The organism is Aeromonas sp. HMWF014 (assembly GCF_963878295.1).
Taxonomy (GTDB): domain Bacteria; phylum Pseudomonadota; class Gammaproteobacteria; order Enterobacterales; family Aeromonadaceae; genus Aeromonas; species Aeromonas popoffii.
The window spans coordinates 20,335-44,023 of the sequence record NZ_CAWNYS010000322.1 but is presented as its reverse complement, the minus strand read 5'-3'; the positions used below and the strand labels follow the sequence as shown (position 1 = coordinate 44,023).

At 57.6% G+C, this 23,689-nt stretch carries 24 protein-coding genes and 2 tRNA genes; 21 read left to right on the top strand and 5 right to left on the bottom strand.

The genetic code is table 11. From position 1 onward, the window contains the following. Window positions 1-37: 37 nt before the first annotated feature. From AAC083_RS13695 to AAC083_RS13650, 10 genes are all read left to right on the top strand, one after another. Complete coding sequence (locus AAC083_RS13695) at window positions 38-691, top strand: riboflavin synthase (RefSeq protein WP_042035846.1); 654 nt, start codon at window positions 38-40, stop codon at window positions 689-691. 141 nt (window positions 692-832) lie between these two features. Then, window positions 833-1,942: a bifunctional 3,4-dihydroxy-2-butanone-4-phosphate synthase/GTP cyclohydrolase II gene (ribBA, locus tag AAC083_RS13690; protein WP_108536878.1), complete on the top strand. Its 1,110-nt coding sequence runs from the start codon at window positions 833-835 to the stop codon at window positions 1,940-1,942. 238 nt (window positions 1,943-2,180) lie between these two features. After that, window positions 2,181-2,651 carry a 6,7-dimethyl-8-ribityllumazine synthase gene (gene ribH / locus AAC083_RS13685; protein ID WP_005317595.1) on the top strand — a complete coding sequence of 157 codons (471 nt, stop codon included), beginning with the start codon at window positions 2,181-2,183 and terminating at the stop codon, window positions 2,649-2,651. Window positions 2,652-2,665: 14 nt separating this feature from the next. Next, window positions 2,666-3,079: a transcription antitermination factor NusB gene (gene nusB, locus AAC083_RS13680; protein WP_042035824.1), complete on the top strand. Its 414-nt coding sequence runs from the start codon at window positions 2,666-2,668 to the stop codon at window positions 3,077-3,079. Window positions 3,080-3,136: 57 nt separating this feature from the next. Then, the gene (gene thiL / locus AAC083_RS13675; RefSeq protein WP_108536877.1) at window positions 3,137-4,096 is read left to right on the top strand and encodes a thiamine-phosphate kinase; all 960 of its coding nucleotides are present in this window, start codon (window positions 3,137-3,139) and stop codon (window positions 4,094-4,096) included. Next, window positions 4,093-4,587 (top strand): phosphatidylglycerophosphatase A family protein, encoded by a 495-nt coding sequence (locus AAC083_RS13670; protein ID WP_108536876.1) that lies wholly within the window; start codon window positions 4,093-4,095, stop codon window positions 4,585-4,587. Before thiL ends, AAC083_RS13670 begins: the two co-directional genes overlap by 4 nt. 512 nt (window positions 4,588-5,099) lie before the next feature. Continuing rightward, entirely contained in the window at window positions 5,100-6,824 is a 1,725-nt protein-coding gene (locus tag AAC083_RS13665) for an ABC transporter ATP-binding protein (protein ID WP_042035821.1), read from the top strand. A 59-nt stretch (window positions 6,825-6,883) separates the two neighbouring features. Then, complete coding sequence (locus AAC083_RS13660; protein ID WP_042035820.1) at window positions 6,884-8,440, top strand: ABC transporter substrate-binding protein; 1,557 nt, start codon at window positions 6,884-6,886, stop codon at window positions 8,438-8,440. A 99-nt stretch (window positions 8,441-8,539) separates the two neighbouring features. After that, a complete protein-coding gene (locus AAC083_RS13655) occupies window positions 8,540-9,514 on the top strand; it encodes an ABC transporter permease (RefSeq protein WP_042035819.1) in 975 nt (324 codons plus the stop codon). A 3-nt stretch (window positions 9,515-9,517) separates the two neighbouring features. After that, window positions 9,518-10,459, top strand: coding sequence for an ABC transporter permease (locus tag AAC083_RS13650; RefSeq protein WP_108536875.1), 942 nt, complete (start codon window positions 9,518-9,520; stop codon window positions 10,457-10,459). A 76-nt stretch (window positions 10,460-10,535) separates the two neighbouring features. Here the strand turns inward: AAC083_RS13650 and dxs are convergent, their stop codons facing one another. From dxs to xseB, 3 genes are read right to left on the bottom strand one after another with little or no spacing between them, the layout of a single operon-like run. Further along, window positions 10,536-12,401, bottom strand: coding sequence for a 1-deoxy-D-xylulose-5-phosphate synthase (dxs, locus tag AAC083_RS13645; RefSeq protein WP_042035817.1), 1,866 nt, complete (start codon window positions 12,399-12,401; stop codon window positions 10,536-10,538). 21 nt (window positions 12,402-12,422) lie between these two features. Then, window positions 12,423-13,313, bottom strand: a complete 891-nt coding sequence (gene ispA / locus AAC083_RS13640) for a (2E,6E)-farnesyl diphosphate synthase (protein ID WP_108536874.1) — start codon at window positions 13,311-13,313, stop codon at window positions 12,423-12,425. Next, entirely contained in the window at window positions 13,314-13,565 is a 252-nt protein-coding gene (gene xseB / locus AAC083_RS13635) for an exodeoxyribonuclease VII small subunit (protein ID WP_005317577.1), read from the bottom strand. It lies immediately after the preceding gene. A 219-nt stretch (window positions 13,566-13,784) separates the two neighbouring features. On the opposite strand from xseB, the gene pomA reads away from it, so the two are divergent. The 3 genes from pomA (at window position 13,785) to greA (ending at window position 16,063) form a co-directional block, all read left to right on the top strand. Next, window positions 13,785-14,543 (top strand): flagellar motor protein PomA, encoded by a 759-nt coding sequence (pomA, locus tag AAC083_RS13630; RefSeq protein WP_108536873.1) that lies wholly within the window; start codon window positions 13,785-13,787, stop codon window positions 14,541-14,543. A 5-nt stretch (window positions 14,544-14,548) separates the two neighbouring features. Continuing rightward, window positions 14,549-15,442 (top strand): flagellar motor protein MotB, encoded by an 894-nt coding sequence (locus AAC083_RS13625; protein ID WP_042035814.1) that lies wholly within the window; start codon window positions 14,549-14,551, stop codon window positions 15,440-15,442. 144 nt (window positions 15,443-15,586) lie between these two features. Further along, window positions 15,587-16,063: a transcription elongation factor GreA gene (gene greA, locus AAC083_RS13620; RefSeq protein WP_042035813.1), complete on the top strand. Its 477-nt coding sequence runs from the start codon at window positions 15,587-15,589 to the stop codon at window positions 16,061-16,063. Window positions 16,064-16,110: 47 nt separating this feature from the next. Here greA and AAC083_RS13615 read toward each other — a convergent pair whose 3' ends face one another. Continuing rightward, window positions 16,111-16,704 carry a PilZ domain-containing protein gene (locus tag AAC083_RS13615; RefSeq protein ID WP_108536872.1) on the bottom strand — a complete coding sequence of 198 codons (594 nt, stop codon included), beginning with the start codon at window positions 16,702-16,704 and terminating at the stop codon, window positions 16,111-16,113. Window positions 16,705-16,809: 105 nt separating this feature from the next. Then, on the bottom strand, window positions 16,810-17,106 hold the full coding sequence (yhbY, locus tag AAC083_RS13610; protein WP_042035811.1) for a ribosome assembly RNA-binding protein YhbY: 297 nt from the start codon (window positions 17,104-17,106) through the stop codon (window positions 16,810-16,812). Window positions 17,107-17,203: 97 nt separating this feature from the next. Between yhbY and rlmE the strand changes: the two genes are divergently transcribed. The 8 genes from rlmE to AAC083_RS13570 all read left to right on the top strand — a co-directional run bounded on the left by rlmE (window position 17,204) and on the right by AAC083_RS13570 (window position 23,576). Beyond that, entirely contained in the window at window positions 17,204-17,833 is a 630-nt protein-coding gene (gene rlmE / locus AAC083_RS13605; protein WP_108536871.1) for a 23S rRNA (uridine(2552)-2'-O)-methyltransferase RlmE, read from the top strand. A gap of 45 nt (window positions 17,834-17,878) precedes the next feature. Beyond that, window positions 17,879-19,831, top strand: a complete 1,953-nt coding sequence (gene ftsH, locus AAC083_RS13600; RefSeq protein WP_042035809.1) for an ATP-dependent zinc metalloprotease FtsH — start codon at window positions 17,879-17,881, stop codon at window positions 19,829-19,831. Window positions 19,832-19,893: 62 nt separating this feature from the next. Then, the gene (gene folP / locus AAC083_RS13595; protein ID WP_108536870.1) at window positions 19,894-20,739 is read left to right on the top strand and encodes a dihydropteroate synthase; all 846 of its coding nucleotides are present in this window, start codon (window positions 19,894-19,896) and stop codon (window positions 20,737-20,739) included. 15 nt (window positions 20,740-20,754) lie between these two features. Continuing rightward, window positions 20,755-22,089: a phosphoglucosamine mutase gene (glmM, locus tag AAC083_RS13590; RefSeq protein WP_042035807.1), complete on the top strand. Its 1,335-nt coding sequence runs from the start codon at window positions 20,755-20,757 to the stop codon at window positions 22,087-22,089. 131 nt (window positions 22,090-22,220) lie between these two features. Then, a complete protein-coding gene (tpiA, locus tag AAC083_RS13585) occupies window positions 22,221-22,985 on the top strand; it encodes a triose-phosphate isomerase (protein WP_108536869.1) in 765 nt (254 codons plus the stop codon). Further along, on the top strand, window positions 22,986-23,312 hold the full coding sequence (gene secG, locus AAC083_RS13580) for a preprotein translocase subunit SecG (RefSeq protein ID WP_042035805.1): 327 nt from the start codon (window positions 22,986-22,988) through the stop codon (window positions 23,310-23,312). It abuts the gene before it with no gap. Between the two features lie 10 nt (window positions 23,313-23,322). Further along, window positions 23,323-23,407: transfer RNA gene (locus AAC083_RS13575), tRNA-Leu, on the top strand. Window positions 23,408-23,499: 92 nt separating this feature from the next. Then, window positions 23,500-23,576, top strand: a tRNA-Met gene (locus tag AAC083_RS13570). The last annotated feature ends 113 nt before the right edge of the window (window positions 23,577-23,689 follow it).

Genomic DNA, 23,689 nt, shown 5'->3' with positions numbered 1-23,689 from the left:
GGGCCAGTGTGGCCCCGTTATCAGCAAGGTGATCTGCATGTTTACCGGAATTATCGAAGCGGTGGGCACCCTGACCGAGCTGCGTCGCCAAGGCGAGGATATGGCCCTCACTGTGCACGCACCTGGCCTCGATTTCAGCGATGTCAAACTGGGTGACTCCATCGCCACCAACGGCGTCTGCCTCACCGTGGTTGCGCTGGGTGACCAGCGCTATACCGCCGACGTGTCGCTGGAGACCCTGTCCCGCACCGGCTTTGCCAAGGCCAAGGTGGGCGATCCCGTCAATCTGGAGAAGGCGCTGATGCCCACCTCCCGCTTGGGCGGTCATCTGGTCTCCGGTCATGTGGACGGGGTGGGGGAGGTGAAGAGCAAGTCCAGCAGTGGCCGCGCCATCGAATACTGGATCAAGGCGCCGGGCGAGCTCTCCCGCTACATCGCCGAGAAAGGCTCGATTGCGGTGGATGGCATCAGCCTGACGGTCAATGCCGTGCAGGGGGACGTGTTCCGCCTGACGATAGTGCCCCACACGGCGCAAGAGACCACCATCGCCCGCTGGAAACCGGGTCATCGCGTGAATCTCGAGGTGGATCAGATAGCTCGCTATCTGGAGCGCCTGATGCAAGGCAAGGCCCATGACAGTGCATCATCGTCCCTGACGTTGGAGAAACTGGCCCAGTCCGGCTTCCTGTAACGGCCTATGCCGCGGGAAAACCGCTTTCTGTGATCCCGCTCCGATTGAAATGGGGCCTTGTGCCCCCATCTAGAGCAACATAATCCCGTATCAAGCCGAGCCGGCAGGCTCAATCCCAGAAGCATGTTGATGGAGTAGCCTATGGCGCTGAGCACAACCCAGGAAATCATTGCCGATATCAAGGCTGGCAAGATGGTGATCCTGATGGATGACGAAGACAGGGAGAACGAAGGGGACCTCATCATGGCCGCCTCCTGTGTCCGCCCGGAGGATATCAACTTCATGGCCCGTTACGGCCGTGGTCTCATTTGCCTGACCCTGACCCGGGATCGCTGCAAGCAGCTGGCGCTGCCGCTGATGGTAGATCGCAACAATGCCCAGTTCTCGACCGCCTTCACCGTCACCATAGAAGCGGCCGAAGGGGTGACTACCGGTATCTCCGCTGCTGATCGCGCGGTGACAGTGCAAGCTGCGGTGGCGCCCAATGCCAAGGCGGCCGATCTGGTGCAGCCGGGCCACATCTTCCCGCTGATGGCGCAGGATGGCGGCGTGCTGACCCGTGCCGGTCACACCGAGGCGGGCTGCGATCTGGCCCGGCTGGCCGGTTACGAGGCGGCTTCCGTCATCGTCGAGATCCTCAACGAGGATGGCTCCATGGCGCGCCGTCCTGACTTGGAGATCTTCGCCGAGCAGCACGGCATCAAGCTTGGTACCATTGCCGACCTTATCGAATACCGCAACCAGCACGAGACCACGGTGGAGAAAGTGGCCGAGTGCAAGTTGCCCACCGAGTTTGGCGAGTTCGATCTCATCACCTTCCGCGACACCATCGACAATCAGGTGCACTTTGCCCTGAAAAAGGGTGAGGTTCAGGCCGACCAGCCGACGCTGGTGCGGGTGCATCTGCACGATGTGCTGAGCGATCTGCTGCTGACCGACCGTCACGCAGCCCGTAGCTGGCCGCTGCCCAAATCCATGGCCCGCATCGCCAGCGAGGGCGGGGTGCTGGTGATTCTGGGGGCGGAATCCCATGGCGAGGAGCTGCTGGCCCGGGTCAAGGGCTTTGAAGCCGCTGACAAGGGGCTGGCACCGGAAGGGGCCAAGTGGCAAGGCACATCGCGTCGGGTCGGCGTGGGTTCCCAGATCCTCAAGACGCTGGGGGTTGGCAAGATGCGGCTGTTGAGCTCGCCGAAGAAATACCATGCCCTCGGCGGTTTCGGCCTGGAAGTGGTGGAGTATGTCGGGGAATAAGCGGGTTCGGTAGCTGGCTCAGCGCCTGCGGCTGAACCTGTCCAAGAAATACCCTCGTCTCTTCAGGCGGTTTCCGCCTGGAGGTCGTTGAATGCGTCGCTGAATAAGCGCGTCGTCCGAATGACATTGCGATCATGGCCGCCCATCGCGGCTGTGGTTTTTGTCGTGGGTCTGTTGTGCTAGAATGTGCGCACTTTTGACTCCGGCCCCTTTTGATTGCACAGATACAGGATTTCCAATGAAGGTTATCGAAGGAAATATCGCCGCTCCTGAGGCGCGCGTTGCTATTGTCGTTGCCCGTTTCAACAGCTTCATCAACGAAAGCTTGGTGGACGGTGCTGTGGACGTACTGAAGCGTCAAGGTCAAGTCCAGGACAGCAATCTTACCCTGGTACGAGTGCCGGGCGCCGTCGAAATTCCCTTGGCTATCAAGAAGCTGGCCAAGAGTGGTCAATACGACGCCATAGTCGCGCTGGGCACTGTCATCCGTGGCGGCACCTATCACTTCGAGCTGGTGGCAAGCGAGAGCAGCAAGGGCATGGCCCAGGTAATGATGGAATATGAAATTCCGGTTGCCTTCGGCGTGTTGACCACAGAAAACATTGAACAAGCCATCGAGCGCGCCGGTACCAAGGCGGGTAACAAGGGTGCAGAGGCTGCACTGAGCGCGCTCGAAATGATCAACGTCCTGAAACAGTTGGACGTGTAACGAGGAGAAGTACATTGAAACCGTCCGAGCGCCGTAAAGCCCGCCATTGCGCCACCCAGGCCATCTACCAGTGGCAGATGACCAGGGCCAACGTGGGCGACATCGAAGAGCAGTTCAAAATAGATCAGGACACCAAGGGTGTGGACCTGAACTATTTTCGCGATCTGCTGTTCGGGGTAGCCCTCCACTGCAACGAGCTGGACAAGGTGTTTTCTCCTTTCCTCTCTCGTCCGCTGGAAGAAGTGGACATGGTGGACAAGGCGATCCTGCGTCTGGCGACCTATGAGCTGACCCGTCGTGATGATGTGCCGCCGCGCGTGGTGATCAACGAAGCGATCGAGTTGGCCAAGGCCTTTGCTGCCGATGACAGCCACAAGTTTGTCAACGGTGTACTGGACAAGGTGATCAAGACGCTGGCCAAGCGTTGATCCTGCTGTCCGTCAGCATTAAGAGAGGAGCCAGCCTAACCGCTGGCTTTTTACTGTATGGGTGAATTTGAGCTGATTGATAAGTACTTCAAGGTCCCCCACGCCCGCAAGGACGTGGTGATGGGCCCCGGAGATGACTGCGCCCTGCTGACCCTGCCGGCCGATACTCAGCTGGCGGTGAGCACGGATACGCTAGTGAGCGGCGTTCACTTCTTCCCCGACATGGATCCGGTGGATCTTGGCTACAAGGCGTTGGCGGTCAATTTGTCCGACCTCGCCGCCATGGGCGCCGAGCCGCGCTGGGTGTCGCTGGCACTGACGCTGCCCGCCATCAACGAACCCTGGGTCGCCGGGTTTGCCGAGGGTTTTCTCGAGCTGGCCGAATACTACAACGTGGCGCTGGTGGGTGGGGACATGACCCGTGGCCCGCTCTCCATCACCGTCTCGGTGAAGGGATCCGTCCCCGCCGGTCGCGCCCTGATGCGCCGCGGTGCCAAGGTCGGTGACGGCATCTATGTCACCGGCACCCTGGGAGATGCCGCCCTTGCGCTTTCCCATCTGCTGGGTAAGCGCAGTCTCAACGAGAACCAGCTGGCTGCCGTGCTGCCACGGCTCGACCACCCCCATCCCCGCATTCTGGCAGGGCAAGCCCTGCGCGGGCTGGCGAGCAGTGCGCTGGATCTTTCAGATGGACTTTCATCGGATCTCGGCCATATCCTCAAGGCATCCGGGGTGCGGGCCCAGATCGATCTCGATCTGCTGCCCCTGTCGCCCGTGTTGCAGGATGCGGTGCCCGAGCAGGATGCCTGGCAACTGGCGCTGGCCGGTGGCGATGACTACGAGCTCTGCTTTACCGTGCCGCAGGAGTATCGCGGGGCGCTGGATACGGCGCTGGCCAACTGTGGCGTCAAGTTCACCCGCATCGGTCGCATCGTGGCAGGCGAGCCGGGTATCGACTACCTGAGAGGCGAGCAAGGGCTCGAACTGCAACTGAAAGGGTGGGATCACTTCGCATGACCTTTTTTATGATAAGACCCGAGCTGAAAAGGCTGAACCTGAAGAATCCGCTGCACTTGCTGGCGGTGGGGTTTGGCTCGGGCCTCTCTCCCAAGGCGCCGGGCACCATGGGGACGCTGGCGGCTATCCCGCTCTATCTGCTGGTGAGTGGTCTGGCAACGCCCTGGTTCATCGCCCTGCTGGCAGTGGGATTCGTGGTGGGCATTCGCATCTGCCAGAGCGCTACCGATGCCATCGGCATGCCGGATCACGGTGCCATCGTCTGGGACGAGGTGATAGGTTTTGGCGTCACCATGATTGCCGCTCCGGCTGGCTGGGAGTGGGTGTTGGCCGGCTTCGTGCTGTTCCGCCTGTTCGATGTGTGCAAACCCTGGCCCATCTCCTGGTTTGATCGCCGCATTCACGGTGGACTCGGCATCATGCTGGACGATCTCATCGCCGGTTTGTTCGCCCTGTTTTGTATGCAATTACTGGCATACTGGCTGGGGTAAATCTCCTCGTAAGGGGGATCGCCAGTCTGGCATTCCCCCTATATAGCTCTGTTTATTTTTCATTCATCGGCATATGCTGCCGTTAAAAAATCATTTCACATAAATATTCACTACTCATTCGAAGCTTAATGCTATTGTTCTAATAGTGATTATTTCCGTCTGTTGCGTCTTTGTTGAAATTAAAAGCAGTAAAAAGTACTGATAATAGTCACATAGTCTTGCTATGAGACAAAAATCGTTATTTTGGACTGCTATGATGGCCGTTGGCTGGGCAACGTATTGCGAAATTGTATAACCCGATCATTTACAGTCGCGGTCAAACCGTCTAACTTACTCGCGGGTTATTCCAAAAAAATGCAAAAAACCCGCCCGGATCGCTGGTTTCGCTGCCTCATGGATTGAGCGTTTATTACTCATAAAAGCACTCAATATCAGTACTCCAGGCACAGCCAGCATCTGCGGCCGATTTACGGACGAATTCTTTGGGACGGATGTCCCCCGCAGAGGTAAACATGTCCTTGCTCGAAGTGAAAAACTTGCGGATCGAGTACCCCTCCCGCTATGGCGTGCTGGCCGCAGTCAAAGATCTCTCCTTGTGTGTCGAAAAAGGGGAGATCGTCGGCGTGGTGGGCGAATCTGGCGCCGGTAAATCCACCATAGGCAATGCCGTCATCGATCTGCTGAGCCCGCCGGGGCGTATCGCCCGTGGTGACATCTATCTCAACGGCGAACTCATCTCTGGCAAGAGCCAGAACGAGATGCGGGCCATCCGTGGTTCCCGTATCGGCTTCATCTTCCAGGATCCCATGACCTCCCTCAATCCGCTGTTCACGGTTGAACAACAGCTGGTGGAGACCATTCTTGCCAATACCAAGCTCTCTCGCGACGCGGCCTTTGCCAAGGCGCTCGAGCTGATGGGGGCGGTCGGGATCCCGCAGCCCGAGCTGCGAATCAAGCAGTATCCACACCAGTTCTCCGGCGGCATGCGTCAGCGGGTGGTCATTGCCATCGCGCTGTCGTGCGATCCTGAGCTTATCATCGCCGACGAACCGACCACGGCCCTCGACGTCTCCATTCAGGATCAGATCCTCCAGCTCATCCGCAACCTCTGCAAAGAGCGTCAGGTGGGCTGCATGCTGGTGACCCACGACATGGGGGTGGTCTCCAACGTCACTGACAAGGTGGCTGTGATGTACCGTGGCGATCTGGTGGAGTTCGGTACCACCGAACAGGTGCTGGGTCACCCCAATCACCCTTATACCCGCAGCCTCATCTCGGCAGTGCCCCGCTCCGACGTCAAGCTGGTGCGTTTCCCGCTGGTCTCCTATATCGAGGATGCCAGCGCGCCGGATACCAATATCGATCTCAAGACCCATTGGCTTGGCCAGAGTCAGGACGAGCGTACCTATGAGGGGGCCCTGCTGCGGGTGGAGAACGTGGACCTGAAGTTCGTCACCAAGGACTCCATCTTCCCGAGTCGTCGCCAGTACGTGCGTGCCTGCAACAACATCAGTTTCGAGATCTTCGAAGGGGAGACCTTCGGCCTGGTAGGGGAGTCGGGCTCCGGCAAATCCACCATAGCCCGCGCCATTACAGGCCTCTATCCGCCCGATACCGGCAAGATCTTCTTCGAGGGGATCGATCTCACCGCTCTCAAGAGTGAGCGTGAGCGCCGCCCCCTGCGTCGCCAGATGCAGATGGTATTCCAGAACCCTTACTCCTCGATGAATCCGCGCATGAAGGTGCGTGACATCATCGCCGAGCCCATCCGCTTCCATAAGCTGGCGGGCAGTGAGAGCCAGATCGAGGGCATAGTCAACGACCTGCTCGATCATGTGGGGCTCGGTCGTGGTGCCGGGGTCAAATATCCCCACGAGTTCTCAGGTGGTCAGCGTCAGCGCATCTCCATCGCCCGTGCCCTGGCGACCCGGCCGCGCTTCCTCATCTGCGACGAGCCGACCTCGGCGCTGGATGTGTCGGTACAGGCACAGATCCTTAACCTGCTCAAGGATCTGCAGCAGGAGCTTGGGCTCACCATGCTGTTCATCAGCCACGATCTGCCGGTGATCCGCCAGATGTGCGATCGCATCGGCGTGATGCAGCATGGCCATCTGGTGGAAGTGGCCGAGACCGAAAAACTGTTTACCAATGCCGAGCATGAGTACAGCCGCAAGCTGATCTCCCTCATGCCGGAGTTCAAGGGAATGTCCCGCGAGGGGCTGGAAATCGCAAGCTAGGAAATCACCAGCTCGCCGGTTTGTCTGTCAATAAAAAAGCCAAAAGCATGGAGAACAAGATGAAGAAAGGATTGTCCAAAATTGCCCTGGCGCTGGTTGCCGCCGGTTTCGCCTTCGGTGTCTCAGCTGCTGATATCAAAGTCGGCGTAGCGTCAGATGCAACGTCCATGGATCCGCAGGAGCAGCTCTCGGGTCAGACCCTGGAGATGTCGCATCTGGTGTTCGATCCCTTGGTGCGCTACACCCAGGACATGCAGTTCGAGCCGCGTCTTGCCGAGAAATATGAGCGCATCGATGACAAGACGATACGTTTCTTTTTGCGTAAAGGGGTCAAGTTTCACTCCGGTAATGAGTTCACCGCCGATGATGTGGTGTGGACCATGGACCGCTTGAAGTCTTCTGTCGACTACAAAGCGATCTTTGAGCCCATCACTGAGGTGAAGAAGATCGATGATCACACTGTTGACTTCATTACTGCCAAGCCATTCCCACTGGTGCTACAGACAGCAACCTATTTTTTCCCGATGGACGCCAAGTTCTACACCGGGAAAACCAACGATGGTAAGGACAAGGCTGAGATTGTTAAAAACGGCAGTTCCTTCGCCTCGACCAATGTGTCTGGCACCGGTCCCTTTGCCGTCAAGTTTCGCGAGCAAGGTGTGAAACTTGATTACGTCCGTAATGCTAACTACTGGGACAAGAGTTCCAAAGGTAACGTCCAAAATCTGACCGTTGTGCCGATCAAGGAAGATGCAACCCGTGTTGCAGCCCTGCTGGGCGGCGATGTGGATATTATCTATCCAGTTGCCCCCAACGATCTGGAGCGAGTCAAAAATGGTAAGGATACCCAGCTGGTAAGCCTGCCTGGTACCCGCATCATCATCATCGAACTCAACCAGAACACCAACCCGGCACTGAAAGACAAGCGTGTGCGTCAGGCAATCAACTACGCCATCAACCAGGAAGGTATCGTTGAGAAGATCAACAAGGGTTTTGGCACAGCGGCTGGTCAACTGAGCCCGAAAGGCTATGTTGGTCACAATGAAGCCCTGACCCCTCAATATGACTTGGCTAAAGCGAAAGCACTGATGAAGGAAGCCGGTTACGAGAATGGCTTCAAGGTGAGCTTTATCTCCCCGGCTGCTCGCTACGTCAACGACGTCAAGATTGCCCAGGCGGTCTCTGCCATGCTGGCCAAGATCAATATCAAGGTGGATCTGAAGACCATGCCGGTGGCTCAGTACTGGCCCGAGTTTGACAAGTGCGCCGCTGACATGCAGCTGATCGGCTGGCATTCGGATACCGAAGATAGCGCCAACCTGTTTGAGTTCCTGACCTTTACCAAAGATGCCAAGACCGGTATGGGCCAGTACAACTGCGCAGGCAACGCGAACACCGATGTTGACAAACTGGTGATGGATGCCAACACCGAGACCGATCCGGCCAAGCGTGCCGAGATGCTGAAAAAGGCTGAAGCATTGCTGGTTGAAGATGCCACTTATGTGCCGCTTCACTGGGAAAACGTAGCTTATGGCGCCAAGAAGAATGTGGATATCGCACCGGTAGCCAACGTCATGGTATTCCCCTACTTGGGCGACCTGGTGGTCGGCAAGTAAGAGAACGTCGCAAGGAAGGACGGGGCGGGGGGGCCAGCTGGCCACTCCGCCCACTAACAGAAGCCTGTGCCACGACACAGGCCACGTAGAAGGACAAGCATGTTTACATTCCTGCTGAAACGGTTCTATCAGGCGGTGATAGTGATGTTCGTCATCAGCCTGGTCGCCTTCTCCATCCAGGACAACCTGGGTGACCCGTTGCGCGAGATGGTGGGACAATCGGTCTCCGAAGCCCAGCGTCACGAGTTGCGTGAGAAGATGGGCCTCAATGATCCCTTCCTCATCAAATACAGCCGCTTTTTGAAAAATGCGGTGCATGGGGATTTGGGCACTTCCTATTTCTTCAAGCGACCGGCCCTCGAGGTGATACTCGACAAGCTGGTGGCTACCCTTGAGCTGGTGTTTGCCGCTGCGCTGATCATTGTGGTGGTCTCCATTCCACTCGGTGTTTATTCGGCGATCCGCCCGCGCAGCATCCCCACCAAGCTCATCATGGCGGGAAGCAGTATCGGCATCTCGATCCCGGTCTTTCTGACCGCCATCATGCTGATGTATCTCTTCTCTATTCAGCTGGGCTGGCTGCCGGCTTACGGCCGTGGCGAAACCTACAACCTGCTGGGCTGGGAGTCGGGCTTCTTCACTTGGGATGGTATCAAGCACCTGATCCTGCCAGCGGTGTCGCTCTCCTCCATCATGCTGCCACTGTTTATCCGGCTGGTGCGCTCCGAGATGCTGGAGCAGCTATCTTCCGAGTACGTCAAGTTCGCCCGCGCCAAGGGGCTGGATAACAACAAGGTCTACTACCAGCACGCCCTGAAGAATACCATGCTGCCGGTCATTACCGTCGGTGGTGTGCAGATCGGCACTATGGTGGCTTACACCATCCTGACCGAGAGCGTGTTTCAGTGGCCGGGTACCGGTTTCCTGTTCCTCGAGGCGATCCACCGGGTCGATACCCCGTTGATCACCGCCTACGTTATCTTCGTGGGACTGATCTTCGTGGTGACCAATACCCTGGTCGACCTGCTCTACGGGTTTATCAACCCGACCGTCAACCTGACCGCCAAGGGGTGATACATGACTAACACTGTGACTGCGAGCCCAAGCCGTTGGACTCGATTCAAGAACGCTGACATCGTCTACTATTTCCTGCGGGACAAGGTAGCCATGTTCAGCTTCGCCGTGTTTGTGGTGTTCGTACTGGCGGCGCTGCTGGCGCCCTGGCTGGCGCCGCACAACGTCTATGACCAGACCAGTTTCGATCTGATGGATGCCGAACTGCCGCCCTCCTGGCTGGAAGGGGGTGAGGAGCGCTTCTGGCTCGGCACCGACAACCAGGGCCGCGATATCTGGAGCACCATCCTCTATGGTGCCCGCATCTCGCTGACCATAGGGTTGTTTGCTGTGGGGCTGCAACTGGTGCTCGGCATCGTCGTCGGTTTGATCGCCGGTTACTTCGGTGGCCGCATCGACAGCCTGCTGATGCGCTTTGCCGACGTGCAGCTGTCGTTCTCCACCATGATGGTGGCGATCATCATCTCCGCCATCTTTCAGGCAACCTTTGGCTCCGAGTTCTACTCGAAATTCGCCATCATGATGCTGGTGGTGATCATCGGTATCGCCGAGTGGCCGCAGTACGCCAGGACGGTACGTGCCTCTGTGCTTGCCGAAAAGAAAAAGGAGTATGTGGAAGCGGCCAAGGTGATGGGGTTCCGCGCCCCGCGCATCATGTTTCGCCACATTCTGCCCAACTGCCTGTCGCCCATTCTGGTGATCTCCACCGTGCAGGTGGCCAACGCCATCATGAGCGAGGCGGCACTCTCCTTCCTCGGCCTGGGGATGCCGGTGGATCAGCCGTCGCTGGGGTCTCTCATCAGCGTCGGCTTCAACTACATCTTCTCAGGCTCCTGGTGGATCACCGCCTTCCCGGGCATCTGTCTGGTGGTGCTGGTACTGGTCATCAACCTGTTGGGTGACTGGCTAAGGGATGTGTTCAACCCGAAGATTTACAAGGGTTAACTCGGGTCAGAAGTGAAGATACAAGAAGGGCGCCATCAGGCGCCCTTCTCTTATTTTCTCTTTAACTCGCAGCAGGTCAGGCTTGCAGCCAGGTTTCGATGCTGCGCTGGATGCCTGTCTCGTCCAGACCGAGCAGGGCATAGATCTCCTGCTGGGTGCCCTGTTCCACGAAGCGATCCGGCAGGCCCAGATTGAGCACCGGCTTGCATTGCTTATTGCGCATCAGCAGCTCGTTCACCGCAGAGCCGGCACCGCCCATGATGGCGTTGTCCTCTATGGTCACGAACTGGTCATGGCTGGTGGCAAGCGACAGTACCAGCGCCTCATCCATCGGCTTGACGAAGCGCATGTCCACCAGGGTGGCATCGAGCGCCTCGGCGGCGGCCCTGGCCTGCTGCAGCAGGGTGCCGAACGCCAGTATGGCGGTGCCCTTGCCCTCGCGAATGACACGGCCCTTGCCGAGCGCCAGCGCCTGCATCTCGGTCTGCACCTCGATACCTGTGCCGCTGCCACGGGGGTAACGCACCGCCGCAGGCTGGTTGCACTGATAGCCGGTGTAGAGCATCTGGCGACACTCATTCTCGTCGGACGGCGTCATCACCACCATGTTGGGCACGGTGCGCAGGAAGCTGATGTCGAATGCCCCCTGATGGGTCGGGCCATCGGCGCCCACCAGACCGGCCCGGTCGATGGCAAACAGTACCGGCAGCTCTTGCAGCGCCACGTCGTGGATCAGCTGGTCATAGGCGCGCTGCAGGAAGCTCGAATAGATGGCGACCACCGGCTTCTTGTCGGCGATGGCGAGGCCAGCGGCGAAGGTGACAGCATGCTGCTCGGCGATGGCGACGTCGAAGTAGCGATCCGGATACTGCTGGCTGAACTTGACCAGCCCTGAGCCCTCGCGCATGGCGGGGGTGATGCCGACCAGCTTCTCGTCTTTTGCCGCCATGTCGCACAGCCACTGGCCGAAGATGGCGGAGAAGCTCGGCTTGCCGCCGCTCGCCTTGGGCAGGGTGCACTCGTCCGGATTGAACTTGGGCACGCCGTGATAACCGATGGGATCTTTCTCGGCGGGCTCGTAACCCTTGCCCTTCTTGGTCTTGACGTGCAGGAGCTGCGGTCCCTTGAGGTTGCGCATGTTGCGCAGTGTCTCGACCAGGGCATTGATGTCATGGCCGTCGATGGGGCCTATGTAGTTGAAGCCAAACTCTTCGAACAGGGTGCCAGGCACCACCATGCCCTTGAGATGCTCCTCGGCCCGCTTGGCGAGCTCCTTGACCGGAGGCAGGCCCGCCAGCACCTTCTTGCCACCCTCGCGTATGTTGGTGTAGAGCTTGCCTGACATGATGCGGGCCAGGTGGTTGTTCAGCGCCCCGACATTCTCGGAAATGGACATCTCGTTATCGTTGAGCACCACCAGCATGTCCTTGTGGACATCGCCGGCGTGATTGAGGGCCTCGAATGCCATCCCGGCTGTGATGGCACCATCACCTATCACGGCCACTACTTTACGACCCAGGCCCTCGCTCTCGGCAGCGACTGCCATGCCGAGCGCCGCACCAATGGAGGTGCTGGAGTGACCGACCGAGAGCACGTCATACTCGCTTTCGCCGCGCCAGGGGAAGGGATGCAGGCCGTCTTTCTGACGGATGCTCTGCATCCGGTCCCGACGACCGGTCAGGATTTTGTGGGGATAGGCTTGATGACCCACATCCCACACCAGTCGATCGAACGGTGTGTTGTAGACGTAGTGCAGCGCTACCGTCAGTTCGACTGTGCCGAGCCCGGAGGCGAGATGACCACTGGAGCGGCTCACCGAACGCAGCAGATATTCACGCAGTTCGTTGCACAGCACGGGCAGCCGATCGAACGGCAGGGATCGCAACTCGACCGGCGTATCCGCGAGGGCCAGGTTGGGGAAATTGCTTATATCAACGCTCATATTGTTACTGTTATCCAGCGTTTAGTGGGTTCGCTCGATGATGTAATCGGCAAACGATTCCAGAATGTCGGTATTGTAGGGCAAAGATTGCAAGGCTGTTAAGGCTTTACCGTGCAGTTCGCGAGCCAGCTCACGGGCATTGTCGAGTCCGAGCAGGGCCGGATAGGTACTCTTTTCCTGCGCCAGATCCGAGCCTTGCGGCTTGCCCAGGGTGGCGGTATCGCCCGTGATGTCGAGGATGTCGTCCTGCACCTGGAAGGCCAGTCCGATGGCGGCTGCGTACGTTTGCAGCGCGGCCAGAGTGGCGTCGTCCACGTCGGGCTTGCACAGGGCTCCCAGTGCCACGGCGCATTCGATCAGGGCGCCCGTCTTGTGGCGATGCACCTGCTCCAGCTCGGACAGGCTGATCTGGCGGCCTTCGGCCTGCAGATCCAGTGCTTGACCACCACACATGCCGAGGTAGCCGGAGGCGCGGGCGAGGCGACTCAGCATCCGCACCCGGTTGGCCAGAAGCCGGTCGGGCAGGGGATGGTCGGCCAGAATGGCGAAGGCCAGGGTCTGCAGGGCATCGCCGGCCAGGATGGCGGTGCCTTCGTCAAATGCCTTGTGCACGGTCGGCTGACCACGGCGCAAGTCGTCGTTGTCCATGGCGGGCAGGTCGTCGTGCAGCAGGGAGTAGGCGTGGATGCACTCCACTGCGGCGGCGGGGCCATCCAGCAGCTCGCTCTTGACACCCAGCATCTCGCCCACGGCATAGACCAGGAAGGGCCGCACTCGCTTTCCGCCCAGCAGCAGGCCGTAGTGCATGGCATCGCGCAAACGCGGGGCCATGGCGGGCAAAGATTCAAGTTGTGCAGACAGGCAGTCGTCAATACGTTGACGATGCAGACGGGAAAAATCGTCCAGCGTCACTCATTCCTCTCCTTGCTCTGGCTGGAAGGGGACTGCTTGCTCTGTGCCATCGGCCTGAGTCAGCAGGATCTGGATCTTCTGTTCGGCCTGTTCCAGCTTCTGCTGGCCAGCCCGCACCAGATGAACGCCCTGTTCGAACTGTTTGAGCGCCTCTTCCAGTGGTAAGGAACCTTGTTCCAGTTGATGAACTATGGTTTCCAGCTCTTCCAGAGTGGCATCAAAACTCAGGCGGTCGATTTTTTTACTGGCCATGTTCATCCTCGGGGATTGAAAAAAACGGCTTATCTTAACATCGACGACGGGCAGGGGGGAGGCTGAAAAGTGCGGTCGGCTTAAACTCTCGGAAAAGTGGCCGATAATAAACCATCTCGTGAACAAGGAAAAACGTGGTGGCCCTTGCCGCTGATGAGCCAATAGCAGAAAATTCAAAAAACTACAGATAAAAAAATTTCAGCTGACAGGAGTAGGGATGTGGATCTAGGTAGTCTGATTGGCATAGTACTGGGATTTGGGGTCGTGGTGTACGGCATGCTACTGGGGGGGCCCATGAGCATGTACATCGATATCCCTTCTGTCTGCATCACCATTCTGGGCTCCCTCTTCATCTGCATGATGAAGTTCAACATCGGTCAGTTCCTGATGGCGTTCAAGGTGGCCGGTAAGGCGTTCATCTACAAGGGTGACAAGCTCGACGACCTCATCATCAAGGCGGTTGAACTGGCAGATGCGGCCCGTAAAGGAGGGTTCTTGGCGCTGGAAGCCGCCGAAGTGCCAAACGATTTCATGAAAAAAGGTATCGACATGCTGGTGGACGGGCACGACGCCGATGTTATCCGTGGTGTGATGGAAAAGGACATCGAGCTCACCGCTGATCGGCACATCCTGGCCATCAAGGTCTTTCGTGCGCTAGGTGATCTGGGGCCCGCCATGGGGATGATAGGCACGCTGGTGGGACTTGTGGCCATGTTGGCCAACATGAGCGATCCCAAATCCATAGGCCCAGCCATGGCCGTGGCCTTGCTCACCACACTGTATGGCGCCATTCAGGCCAACATGATTGCTATCCCCATCGCCGACAAGCTGGAGCTGCGCAGCGGTGAAGAGCAGTTGAGCCGCTGCCTGGTGCTGGACGCCATCATGGGCATTCAGGATGGTCAGAACCCGCGGGTGATCCAGTCCATGCTGCAAAATTACCTGAACCAGTCCAAACGCAACAATGGCAGCGAGTAATCCCCATGGCTAAGTGCAAGTGTCCGCCACCTGGTCTGCCCGGTTACATGGGGACCTTCGCCGATCTGATGTCGCTGTTGATGTGTTTCTTCGTGCTGCTGCTCTCTTTTGCCGAGATGGATGTGCAGAAGTTCAAGCAGATCGCCGGTTCCATGGAGAAGGCGTTCGGCGTGCAGAACATTCTGGAGGTCAAAGACATTCCAAAGGGAACTTCTGTCATCGCCCTCGAGTTCAGGCCGGGTCGCCCCGAGCCGACCCCCATCGATACCATCATGCAGCAGACTATAGACATGACCCAGACTGAGCTGGACTTTCAGCCCGGTGACGCCGATCAGGCCGGAGGTCATGACAAGAGCGAAGAAAAACTGGTGGGGGGCGACACCCAACAGGAGGCGCAGAAACAGCAGGAGCAGTCCAATGCCCTGGCCAAGGAGTTGGCGGAGCAGATGAAGGCCCAGATCCAGGATGGTGCTATCGAGGTGGAGGCGCTGGGTCAGCAGATTATCATACGGATCCGCGAAAGGGCGGCTTTCCCGGCCGGTTCAGCCTTCCTGCAGCCCCAGTTCTGGCCGGTTATTCGCAAAGTCGCCAGCTTGTTGAAAGATGTGCCAGGTGAGATAACCGTGTCGGGTCATACCGACAACATAGCGACCGAAAATGAGCTGTTTCGATCGAATTGGGATCTCTCATCCCAGCGTGCGGTGGCGGTTGCCCATCAGATGATCAAGGTGCCCGGCTTCGATGGCGGACGACTGGTGGTGCAGGGCATGGCCGATTCCCAGCCACTGGCACTGAATACCACCCCGGAAAACCGGCGCATGAACCGGCGAGTGGAGATCGCCATCATGCAGGGCAAGCCGACAGTATCAGCCCCGATTGGGGTCTCTGAGCAGAAGTAGTGTCGATGGCAAAGCGCGATCCTGCTCGCAGGGACTGACGTGGATTTTGTGTTGGCTTCATATTAAGATGGCTCATCCGAACCGATAGCTGCGGCTCTTTTTGATAGCCGCAGCTTCTCTTTTCAAGCAACCCAGGTTTCGACTATGAATCATACTCCGATGACTGTTCGCGGCGCTGAAAAGCTGCGTCAAGAGCTCGACTATCTGAAGAGCGAGCTTCGTCCGCAGATTATCGAAGCGATTGCAGATGCCCGTGAACATGGTGATCTGAAAGAAAACGCCGAGTACCATGCTGCCCGTGAGCAGCAAGGCTTCTGTGAAGGCCGCATTCAGGAGATTGAGAGTAAGCTCTCCAATGCCCAGGTGATCGATGTCACCAAGATTACCAACAATGGTCGCATTATCTTCGGGGCGACCGTTACCCTGCTGAAAAGCGAGACGGAAGAGGAAGTTGTCTACCGTATCGTGGGTGACGACGAATCTGACATCAAACAGAACATGATTTCGGTGAACTCGCCCATCGCCCGTGCCCTGATCGGCAAGGAAGTGGATGATGTTGCCATCGTCAAGACGCCGGCCGGCGACGTGGAATACGAGGTTCTGGCCGTCGCTTACCTCTGATGTGAGGTGATGTCTGAAACAGGGGAGCCCGGCTCCCCTGTTGCTATTTAGCGGGGTTGGTAGGCCTGGGTGAAGGCATCCTGATGGCGCTGGAACATCCAGCTACTCAGTTGCTCAAGATCCGGCTTGGCCATCTGGAAGTGCAGTGCCCAGCCTTGCACACCATTGCGTTGATGGATGTGCCTGACCAGCTCAGCGCAGAGGGGCAGCGGGGCCAGTTCATGAATGAGCAGGGTGCCACTGAGGGTGGCGCCGATCGTCAGGTCGGAGGGCAAGCCTTCCACCACTAATCCGTCCAGCGACAAGCTGTGCACCAGACACTCGGTATCGGCCACCTTCAGGCGCGCCTCCTGGTCGAGGCGCCAGGTGCGCAAATGGGGATAACCCAGCTCCTTGATGACGGGCGCGGCGATGCGCGGCTCGACAAAGCCATCGTCCCCCTCGGTGAAGCGCAGGGGAAAGCGAAGTTGATGCCCGGCGAAACGGGCTTCGAGCACCAGTTGATCGGCACGTTGCAGTAGTCCGAGCAAGGGGGTGGCGAGATAACCGCTCAGGGATTGTCCGGCGGCCGTCTCCTGACTGCTCCCCAAGTCCCGTAACATGGCCAGTTCATCTTCGGTGAGAATCGGATGGTGATCCATAGTGGAGTGTCCACGAGTATTCATCGCAGGTTAAGGGCCTGGAGAGTACTTTGGCAAGCGACTTGGGAAGAAGAGAAATGAAGGAAAGAGCGAGGCTCTTTCCTGTTACTTGCGGGGCAGTTGGATTTTCGGCTCGTTGGCCTGACGGTAGATGGTCAGCACGTGGCCGATACTCTGTACCTTGACCGCGCCGGTTTCACGGACGATTGCATCCATAACCAGTTGTTTCATCTCACGATCTTCAGACGCAACCTTAACCTTGATCAGCTCGTGGTAGTTCAGGGCCAGATCGATCTCGGCCAGTACGCCTTCGGTCAGACCATGTTGACCCAGCAGGACCACGGGCTTCAGACTGTGGGCAAGGCCCTTGAGGTACTGTTTCTGTTTATTGTTGAGAATCATGGCAATTTCTTCATAAGTCAGGGTTGAAAGGGGCGTATTCTACCCCCACTTAGCTCTTAATACTAATAACCCTTGTGGTTTTTTAAAGTCGACAATCATGACCCAGAAAAAACGTTCCCCCAGCTCAACCCGCTGGTTAAAAGAACATTTCGACGATCAATACGTCAAAAAAGCCCAGAAGTTGGGGCTGCGTTCCCGCGCTGTTTTCAAGATTGATGAGATCCAGGGCAAGGACAAATTGCTCCGTACCGGCATGACAGTGGTGGATCTGGGGGCGGCCCCGGGTGGCTGGTCCCAGTTTGCCGTTGAGCAGGTGGGTGACGATGGACGGGTCATCGCGTGTGACATTTTGCCGATGGATCCCATTGCCGGTGTCGATTTCCTGCAAGGGGACTTTCGGGAGGAAACTGTACTTGGCGCTTTGCTGGCCCGTGTCGGTCCGGACAAGGTAGACTTGGTCATGTCTGATATGGCGCCCAACATGAGTGGCACCCAGCAGGTAGATCAGGCTCGCGCCATGTACCTGGTCGAGCTGGCGCTCGACATGTGTAACCAAGTATTGCGCAGTAATGGCAGCTTCGTGGTTAAGGTATTCCAGGGAGAGGGGTTTGATGCCTATCTCAATGAAATTCGTAAGCTTTTCTCTGCTGTCAAGATTCGTAAACCAGACTCGTCTCGTGCCCGTTCACGAGAAGTCTACATTGTGGCTACCGGTTTTAAACTGTAGTACCCTAACCTTCATCGTTAACTGTCAGTCTGCGAGGTCATTGATTTGAGTGACATGGCGAAAAACCTAATCCTGTGGCTGGTCATCGCCGTCGTGTTGATGTCGGTGTTCAATAGCTTCAGCCCCAGCGATACCACCAGTCGCCAGCTGGACTATTCCAGCTTCGTTAGAGAAGTGACCCAAGAGCAGATCCGTGAAGTGCGGATGGATGGCAAGGTCATTAATGGCGTCAAGCGCACCGGTGAACGCTTCACCACCATCATACCGGCGCCGGATCCCCAGCTGCTCAACGACATGCTCAATCACAATGTCAAAGTGATTGGTGAGAAGCCGGAAGAGCCGTCTTTGCTTACCTCTATCTTTATCTCCTGGTTCCCGATGCTACTGCTGATCGGTGTTTGGGTCTTCTTCATGCGTCAGATGCAGGGCGGCGGCGGCAAGGGTGCCATGTCGTTCGGCAAGAGCAAGGCTCGTCTGATGAGCGAAGAGCAGATAAAGACCACCTTTGCCGACGTCGCAGGCTGCGATGAGGCCAAGGAAGAGGTGAAAGAGCTGGTCGATTATCTGCGCGATCCGAGCAAGTTCCAGAAACTGGGTGGCAAGATCCCCACCGGTGTACTGCTGGTTGGCCCTCCGGGTACCGGTAAGACCCTACTGGCCAAGGCCATTGCGGGTGAGGCCAAGGTGCCTTTCTTCACCATCTCGGGTTCCGACTTCGTCGAAATGTTCGTGGGTGTCGGTGCCTCCCGGGTGCGTGACATGTTCGAGCAGGCCAAGAAGTCTTCCCCTTGCATCATCTTCATCGATGAAATCGATGCGGTCGGTCGCCAGCGTGGCGCCGGTCTCGGCGGTGGCCACGATGAGCGTGAGCAGACCCTTAACCAGATGCTGGTCGAGATGGATGGTTTTGAAGGCCATGAAGGCATCATCGTCATCGCCGCCACCAACCGTCCCGATGTACTGGACCCTGCCTTGCTGCGTCCGGGCCGTTTCGACCGTCAGGTTGTGGTCGGTCTGCCTGATGTGCGTGGTCGCGAGCAGATCCTGAAGGTGCACATGCGCAAGGTGCCGTTGGCAGATGATGTCAATGCTGCCCTGATTGCACGTGGTACCCCGGGTTTCTCCGGTGCCGATCTCGCCAATCTGGTCAACGAAGCCGCCCTCTTCTCCGCCCGTGAGAGTCGTCGTGTGGTTTCCATGGCTGAATTCGAGAAGGCCAAGGACAAGATCATGATGGGTGCGGAACGTCGCTCTATGGTGATGAGAGACTCTGAGAAGGAGATGACGGCTTACCATGAGGCGGGTCACGCTATTATTGGTCGTCTGGTACCGGATCATGACCCTGTCTACAAGGTGTCCATCATACCGCGCGGTCGTGCGTTGGGTGTGACCATGTACCTGCCCGAGCAGGATCGCTGGAGCCACTCCAAGCAGCACCTGGAGTCCATGATCTCCAGCCTGTACGGTGGTCGTCTGGCAGAAGAGCTGATCTACGGCGCCGAGAAGGTATCGACTGGTGCGTCCAACGATATCGAGCGTGCGACTGACATCGCCCGCAAGATGGTCACCCAGTGGGGCATGTCCGAGCGTCTCGGTCCCATGCTCTATGCGGAAGAAGATGGTGAAGTGTTCCTCGGTCGCAGCATGGCCAAGGTCAAGCACATGTCCGACGACACGGCGCGCGTCATTGACGCTGAGGTCAAACAGGTCATTGATCGCAACTACGCCCGCTCCAAGCAGATCCTGCTGGACAACATGGATGTGTTGCACACCATGAAAGATGCGCTGATGAAGTACGAAACCATCGACGCCAAACAGATAGACGATCTGATGGCCCGTCGTGAGGTGCGTGCTCCCAGCAACTGGCATGACGAGCACAGTGGCGATACTCCGCAAGGCGGTGCCACTGTCGCGGCGGATGCCAAACCGGCAGTGACCGAGGTGGAGCCGGTGGCGGATGTCGACATCGACAAGGCCAACGATCTGCCGACCAAATAAATCGTGATGATGCAAACCCCGGGCTGGTCCCGGGGTTTTTCTTTATGTAAATGGAAGCGAAGATGCAGCTAACCAGCAAGGGGCTCAGCCTCTCCCTCGATCGTCCCCATGTGATGGGGATCCTCAATGTGACACCTGACTCCTTCTCCGATGGTGGCAATTTCAATCAGATTGACCGGGCCATGGACCATGCTCGCCAGATGATCTCCGACGGCGCAACGCTTATCGACATAGGGGGGGAGTCGACGCGTCCTGGGGCCCCCGACGTGAGCGAGCAAGATGAGCTGGACAGGGTGATCCCCGTGGTCGAGCGGATGGTCGCCGAGCTGGATGTGATGATCTCTCTCGATACCTCCAAGGCTGCCGTCATGCGGGAAGGCTGCAAGGCTGGGGCCCATCTCATCAACGACGTGCGGGCCTTGCTCGAACCCGGTGCCCTGGCCGCCGCCGCAGAAGCTGACGTACCCGTGTGCCTGATGCACATGCAAGGCCAGCCGAGAACCATGCAGGCCGAACCCCACTATGACGATCTGCTGGGGGAGGTGAGGGCCTTCTTCGATGAACGTATCGCCGCCTGTCTGGCCGCTGGTATAGGGCGTCAGCAGCTGTTGCTGGATCCGGGCTACGGCTTTGGCAAGACGCTGGCACACAACTATCAACTGCTGGCCTGGCAGGAGAAGTTGCTCGATTACCAGCTTCCGCTCTTGGTCGGTATGTCACGAAAGTCTATGATAGGCAACCTGCTTGGCCGCTCGGTTGATGAACGGCTGGCCGGCAGTCTGGCCTGCGCGCTCATCGGGATGCAGCATGGCGCCCGGATTATCCGGGTGCACGATGTGCGAGAGACCATGGATGCCCTGCGCGCCGGCTGGATGGTAATGACGGGACAAGATTTCATATCCAAATAAAAAAGAGAACAGACAATGGCAAGAAAGTATTTTGGCACCGATGGTGTCCGCGGCAAGGTTGGCGAATTCCCGATCACCCCTGATTTCGTGATGAAGCTGGGTTGGGCCGCAGGCAAGGTGCTCTCCAAGAAGGGCACCCGTAAGGTGCTGATCGGCAAGGATACCCGGATCTCCGGTTACATGCTGGAGTCGGCATTGGAAGCGGGTCTCTCCGCTGCAGGTCTCAAGGCCATACTGATGGGCCCCATGCCTACCCCGGCCGTTGCCTATCTGACCCGCACCTTCCGTGCAGAGGCGGGTATCGTGATCAGTGCCTCACACAATCCCTTCTATGATAACGGCATCAAGTTCTTCTCCGCCGATGGCACCAAGTTGCCGGATGATGTGGAAATGGCCATTGAGGCCGAGCTGGATCACGAGATCCAGTGTGTTGAGTCTGCCGAGCTGGGCAAAGCAGTGCGTATCGAGGATGCTGCTGGCCGTTATATCGAGTTCTGCAAGAGCACCTTCCCCTCCAATCTGAGTCTGGAAGGGTTGAAAATGGTGGTTGACTGCGGCCATGGTGCTACCTATCACATAGCTCCTTCCGTTTTCCGCGAGTTGGGAGCCGAGGTGATCGCTATCGGCTGCAGCCCTGATGGTTTGAACATCAACGACGGTGTAGGTTCTACCGCTCCCGAGGCACTGGCAGCCAAGGTGCTCGAGTGCAAAGCCGATCTAGGCGTGGCCTTCGACGGTGACGGCGATCGCCTGGTGATGGTGGACCACACGGGTTACATCATCGACGGTGACGAGATCCTCTACATCATCGCCCGCGATGCGCTGCGCAACGGTCGCCTCAAGGGGGGGGTCGTCGGTACCCTGATGGCCAACATGGGCCTGGAGCTGGCGCTGCAGACCCTGGGGATCCCGTTCGCCCGTGCCAAAGTGGGTGACCGCTACGTACTGGAGATGATGAACGAGAAGGGCTGGCGTATCGGGGGTGAAAACTCCGGTCATATCATCTGCCTGGACCAGACCACCACCGGGGACGGTATTGTCGCCGCCCTGCAGGTGTTGATGGCCATCTGCACCGCCGAGATGCCGCTGGCCAAGCTGCGTTCCGGCATGAGCAAGTTCCCTCAGGTGCTGGTGAACGTCCGTTTTGCCGAGGGCAAGGATCCGCTGGCGGCTGATGCCGTCAACCAGGAAGTGGCCAAGGTGGAACAAGAGCTGGCTGGCCGTGGCCGCGTCCTGCTGCGTAAATCCGGCACCGAACCCCTGATCCGGGTCATGGTGGAAGGTGAGCATGAGCAGCAGGTGCGTGACATGGCACAACGCATCGCTCAACAGGTCGAATCGGCGTTTTAATGAACAAAGTGGGCGGCTTTTTAGCCGCCCTGGTTGTATCTTGTTCAAACGATTCGAAAATTCAAAAATAGCGCTTGTCAGCTGACAATCCTCTGGATATTATCAGCCCCGCTTTCGCAAGGGAGTTGCCGATGGGACATCGCAAGCCGTTTGTAGCAGCCAACTGGAAGTTACACGGCAGTAAGTCGCAGTTAGAGCAGTTTACTCGCCAGTGCCTTAAAGGCATGGATGAGCAAGTAGATGTGGTCTTGTGTCCATCCCATGTGCATCTCGACTTCACGGCCGTACTGCTCAACGAGCAAAAGGTAATGAAGTTGGGGGCTCAGAATGTGAGTCAGCACCGACAAGGCGCTTATACGGGTGAAGTCTCGTGTGAGATGCTGGTTGAGGCAGGGTGTCGTTACGTACTGGTAGGGCACTCCGAGCGCAGGCGTCTCTTTGGTGAGACCAGCTTTATCGTCGCAGAGAAGTTTGCGGCAGCCAGAGCGGCAGGCTTGATCCCCATCCTCTGTTTGGGTGAGTCGGGTGCAGCGAGGCAGGCGAGAAGAACCTTTGAGGTGATCGCAGAAGAGCTGGACATTGTCATAGAGAAAAATGGCGCGATGGCTTTCGATAATGCTATCATCGCCTACGAGCCGATTTGGGCTGTAGGTACAGGTAAATGCGCCACACCCGAGCAGGCACAAGAGGTTCATTCCTTTATACGTGGTCGCTTGGCGGAGGATACTCCGGTTATAGGTGAGAAAGTTAGAATCATCTATGGTGGGAGCGTGACACCGACCAATGCGAGAGATTTGTTTGCCCAGCCCGACATTGATGGCGGCCTGATAGGTGGAGCGAGTCTCGATGACAAGACGTTTTTAGGAATTGTTGAAGCGGCAAAGGGTGCAAGTTAAATGTACGAAATTCTTTTAGTCGTTTATCTGCTGGTTTCACTGGCTCTGATTGGTCTAGTGATGATTCAGCAAGGTAAAGGGGCTGACATGGGCGCCTCCTTCGGCGCAGGGGCATCGAATACCGTATTCGGCTCCGGTGGTTCAGGCAGTTTCCTGACCCGTACAACAGCTGTTTTGGCTACTCTGTTCTTTTTGATTAGCCTGGTGCTCGGATCTATGTCCAGCAACAAGGTCAAACAGGGTAGCGAATGGGAAAATCTGCAACAAACCCAGCAGGTTGAGCAGACCAAAGCGCCAGTAAAGAAAGACACTGACGTTCCCGAATAAGTGAGTTTTTGCCGTGGTGGTGGAATTGGTAGACACGCTATCTTGAGGGGGTAGTGCTCTAGGGTGTGCGGGTTCGAGTCCCGCCCACGGCACCAATTAAGTAGTGAGCTCGGGTAACCGGGTATATTATAGCCAGTCAGTCTTGTGTGAAGAGAATGAACTGGCTATAATCTCGCACGATTTCGGACGCGGGGTGGAGCAGCATGGTAGCTCGTCGGGCTCATAACCCGAAGGTCGTCGGTTCAAATCCGGCCCCCGCAACCAAATTTCACGCATTTCCTACGCTCAGGAAGGCGGTCGCTGCGAGGCGACAATCAGGGTAAAGCGCCAAGCCCCGATTTGACATCGGGGCTTTTTGTTATGTGCGATTTACTCTG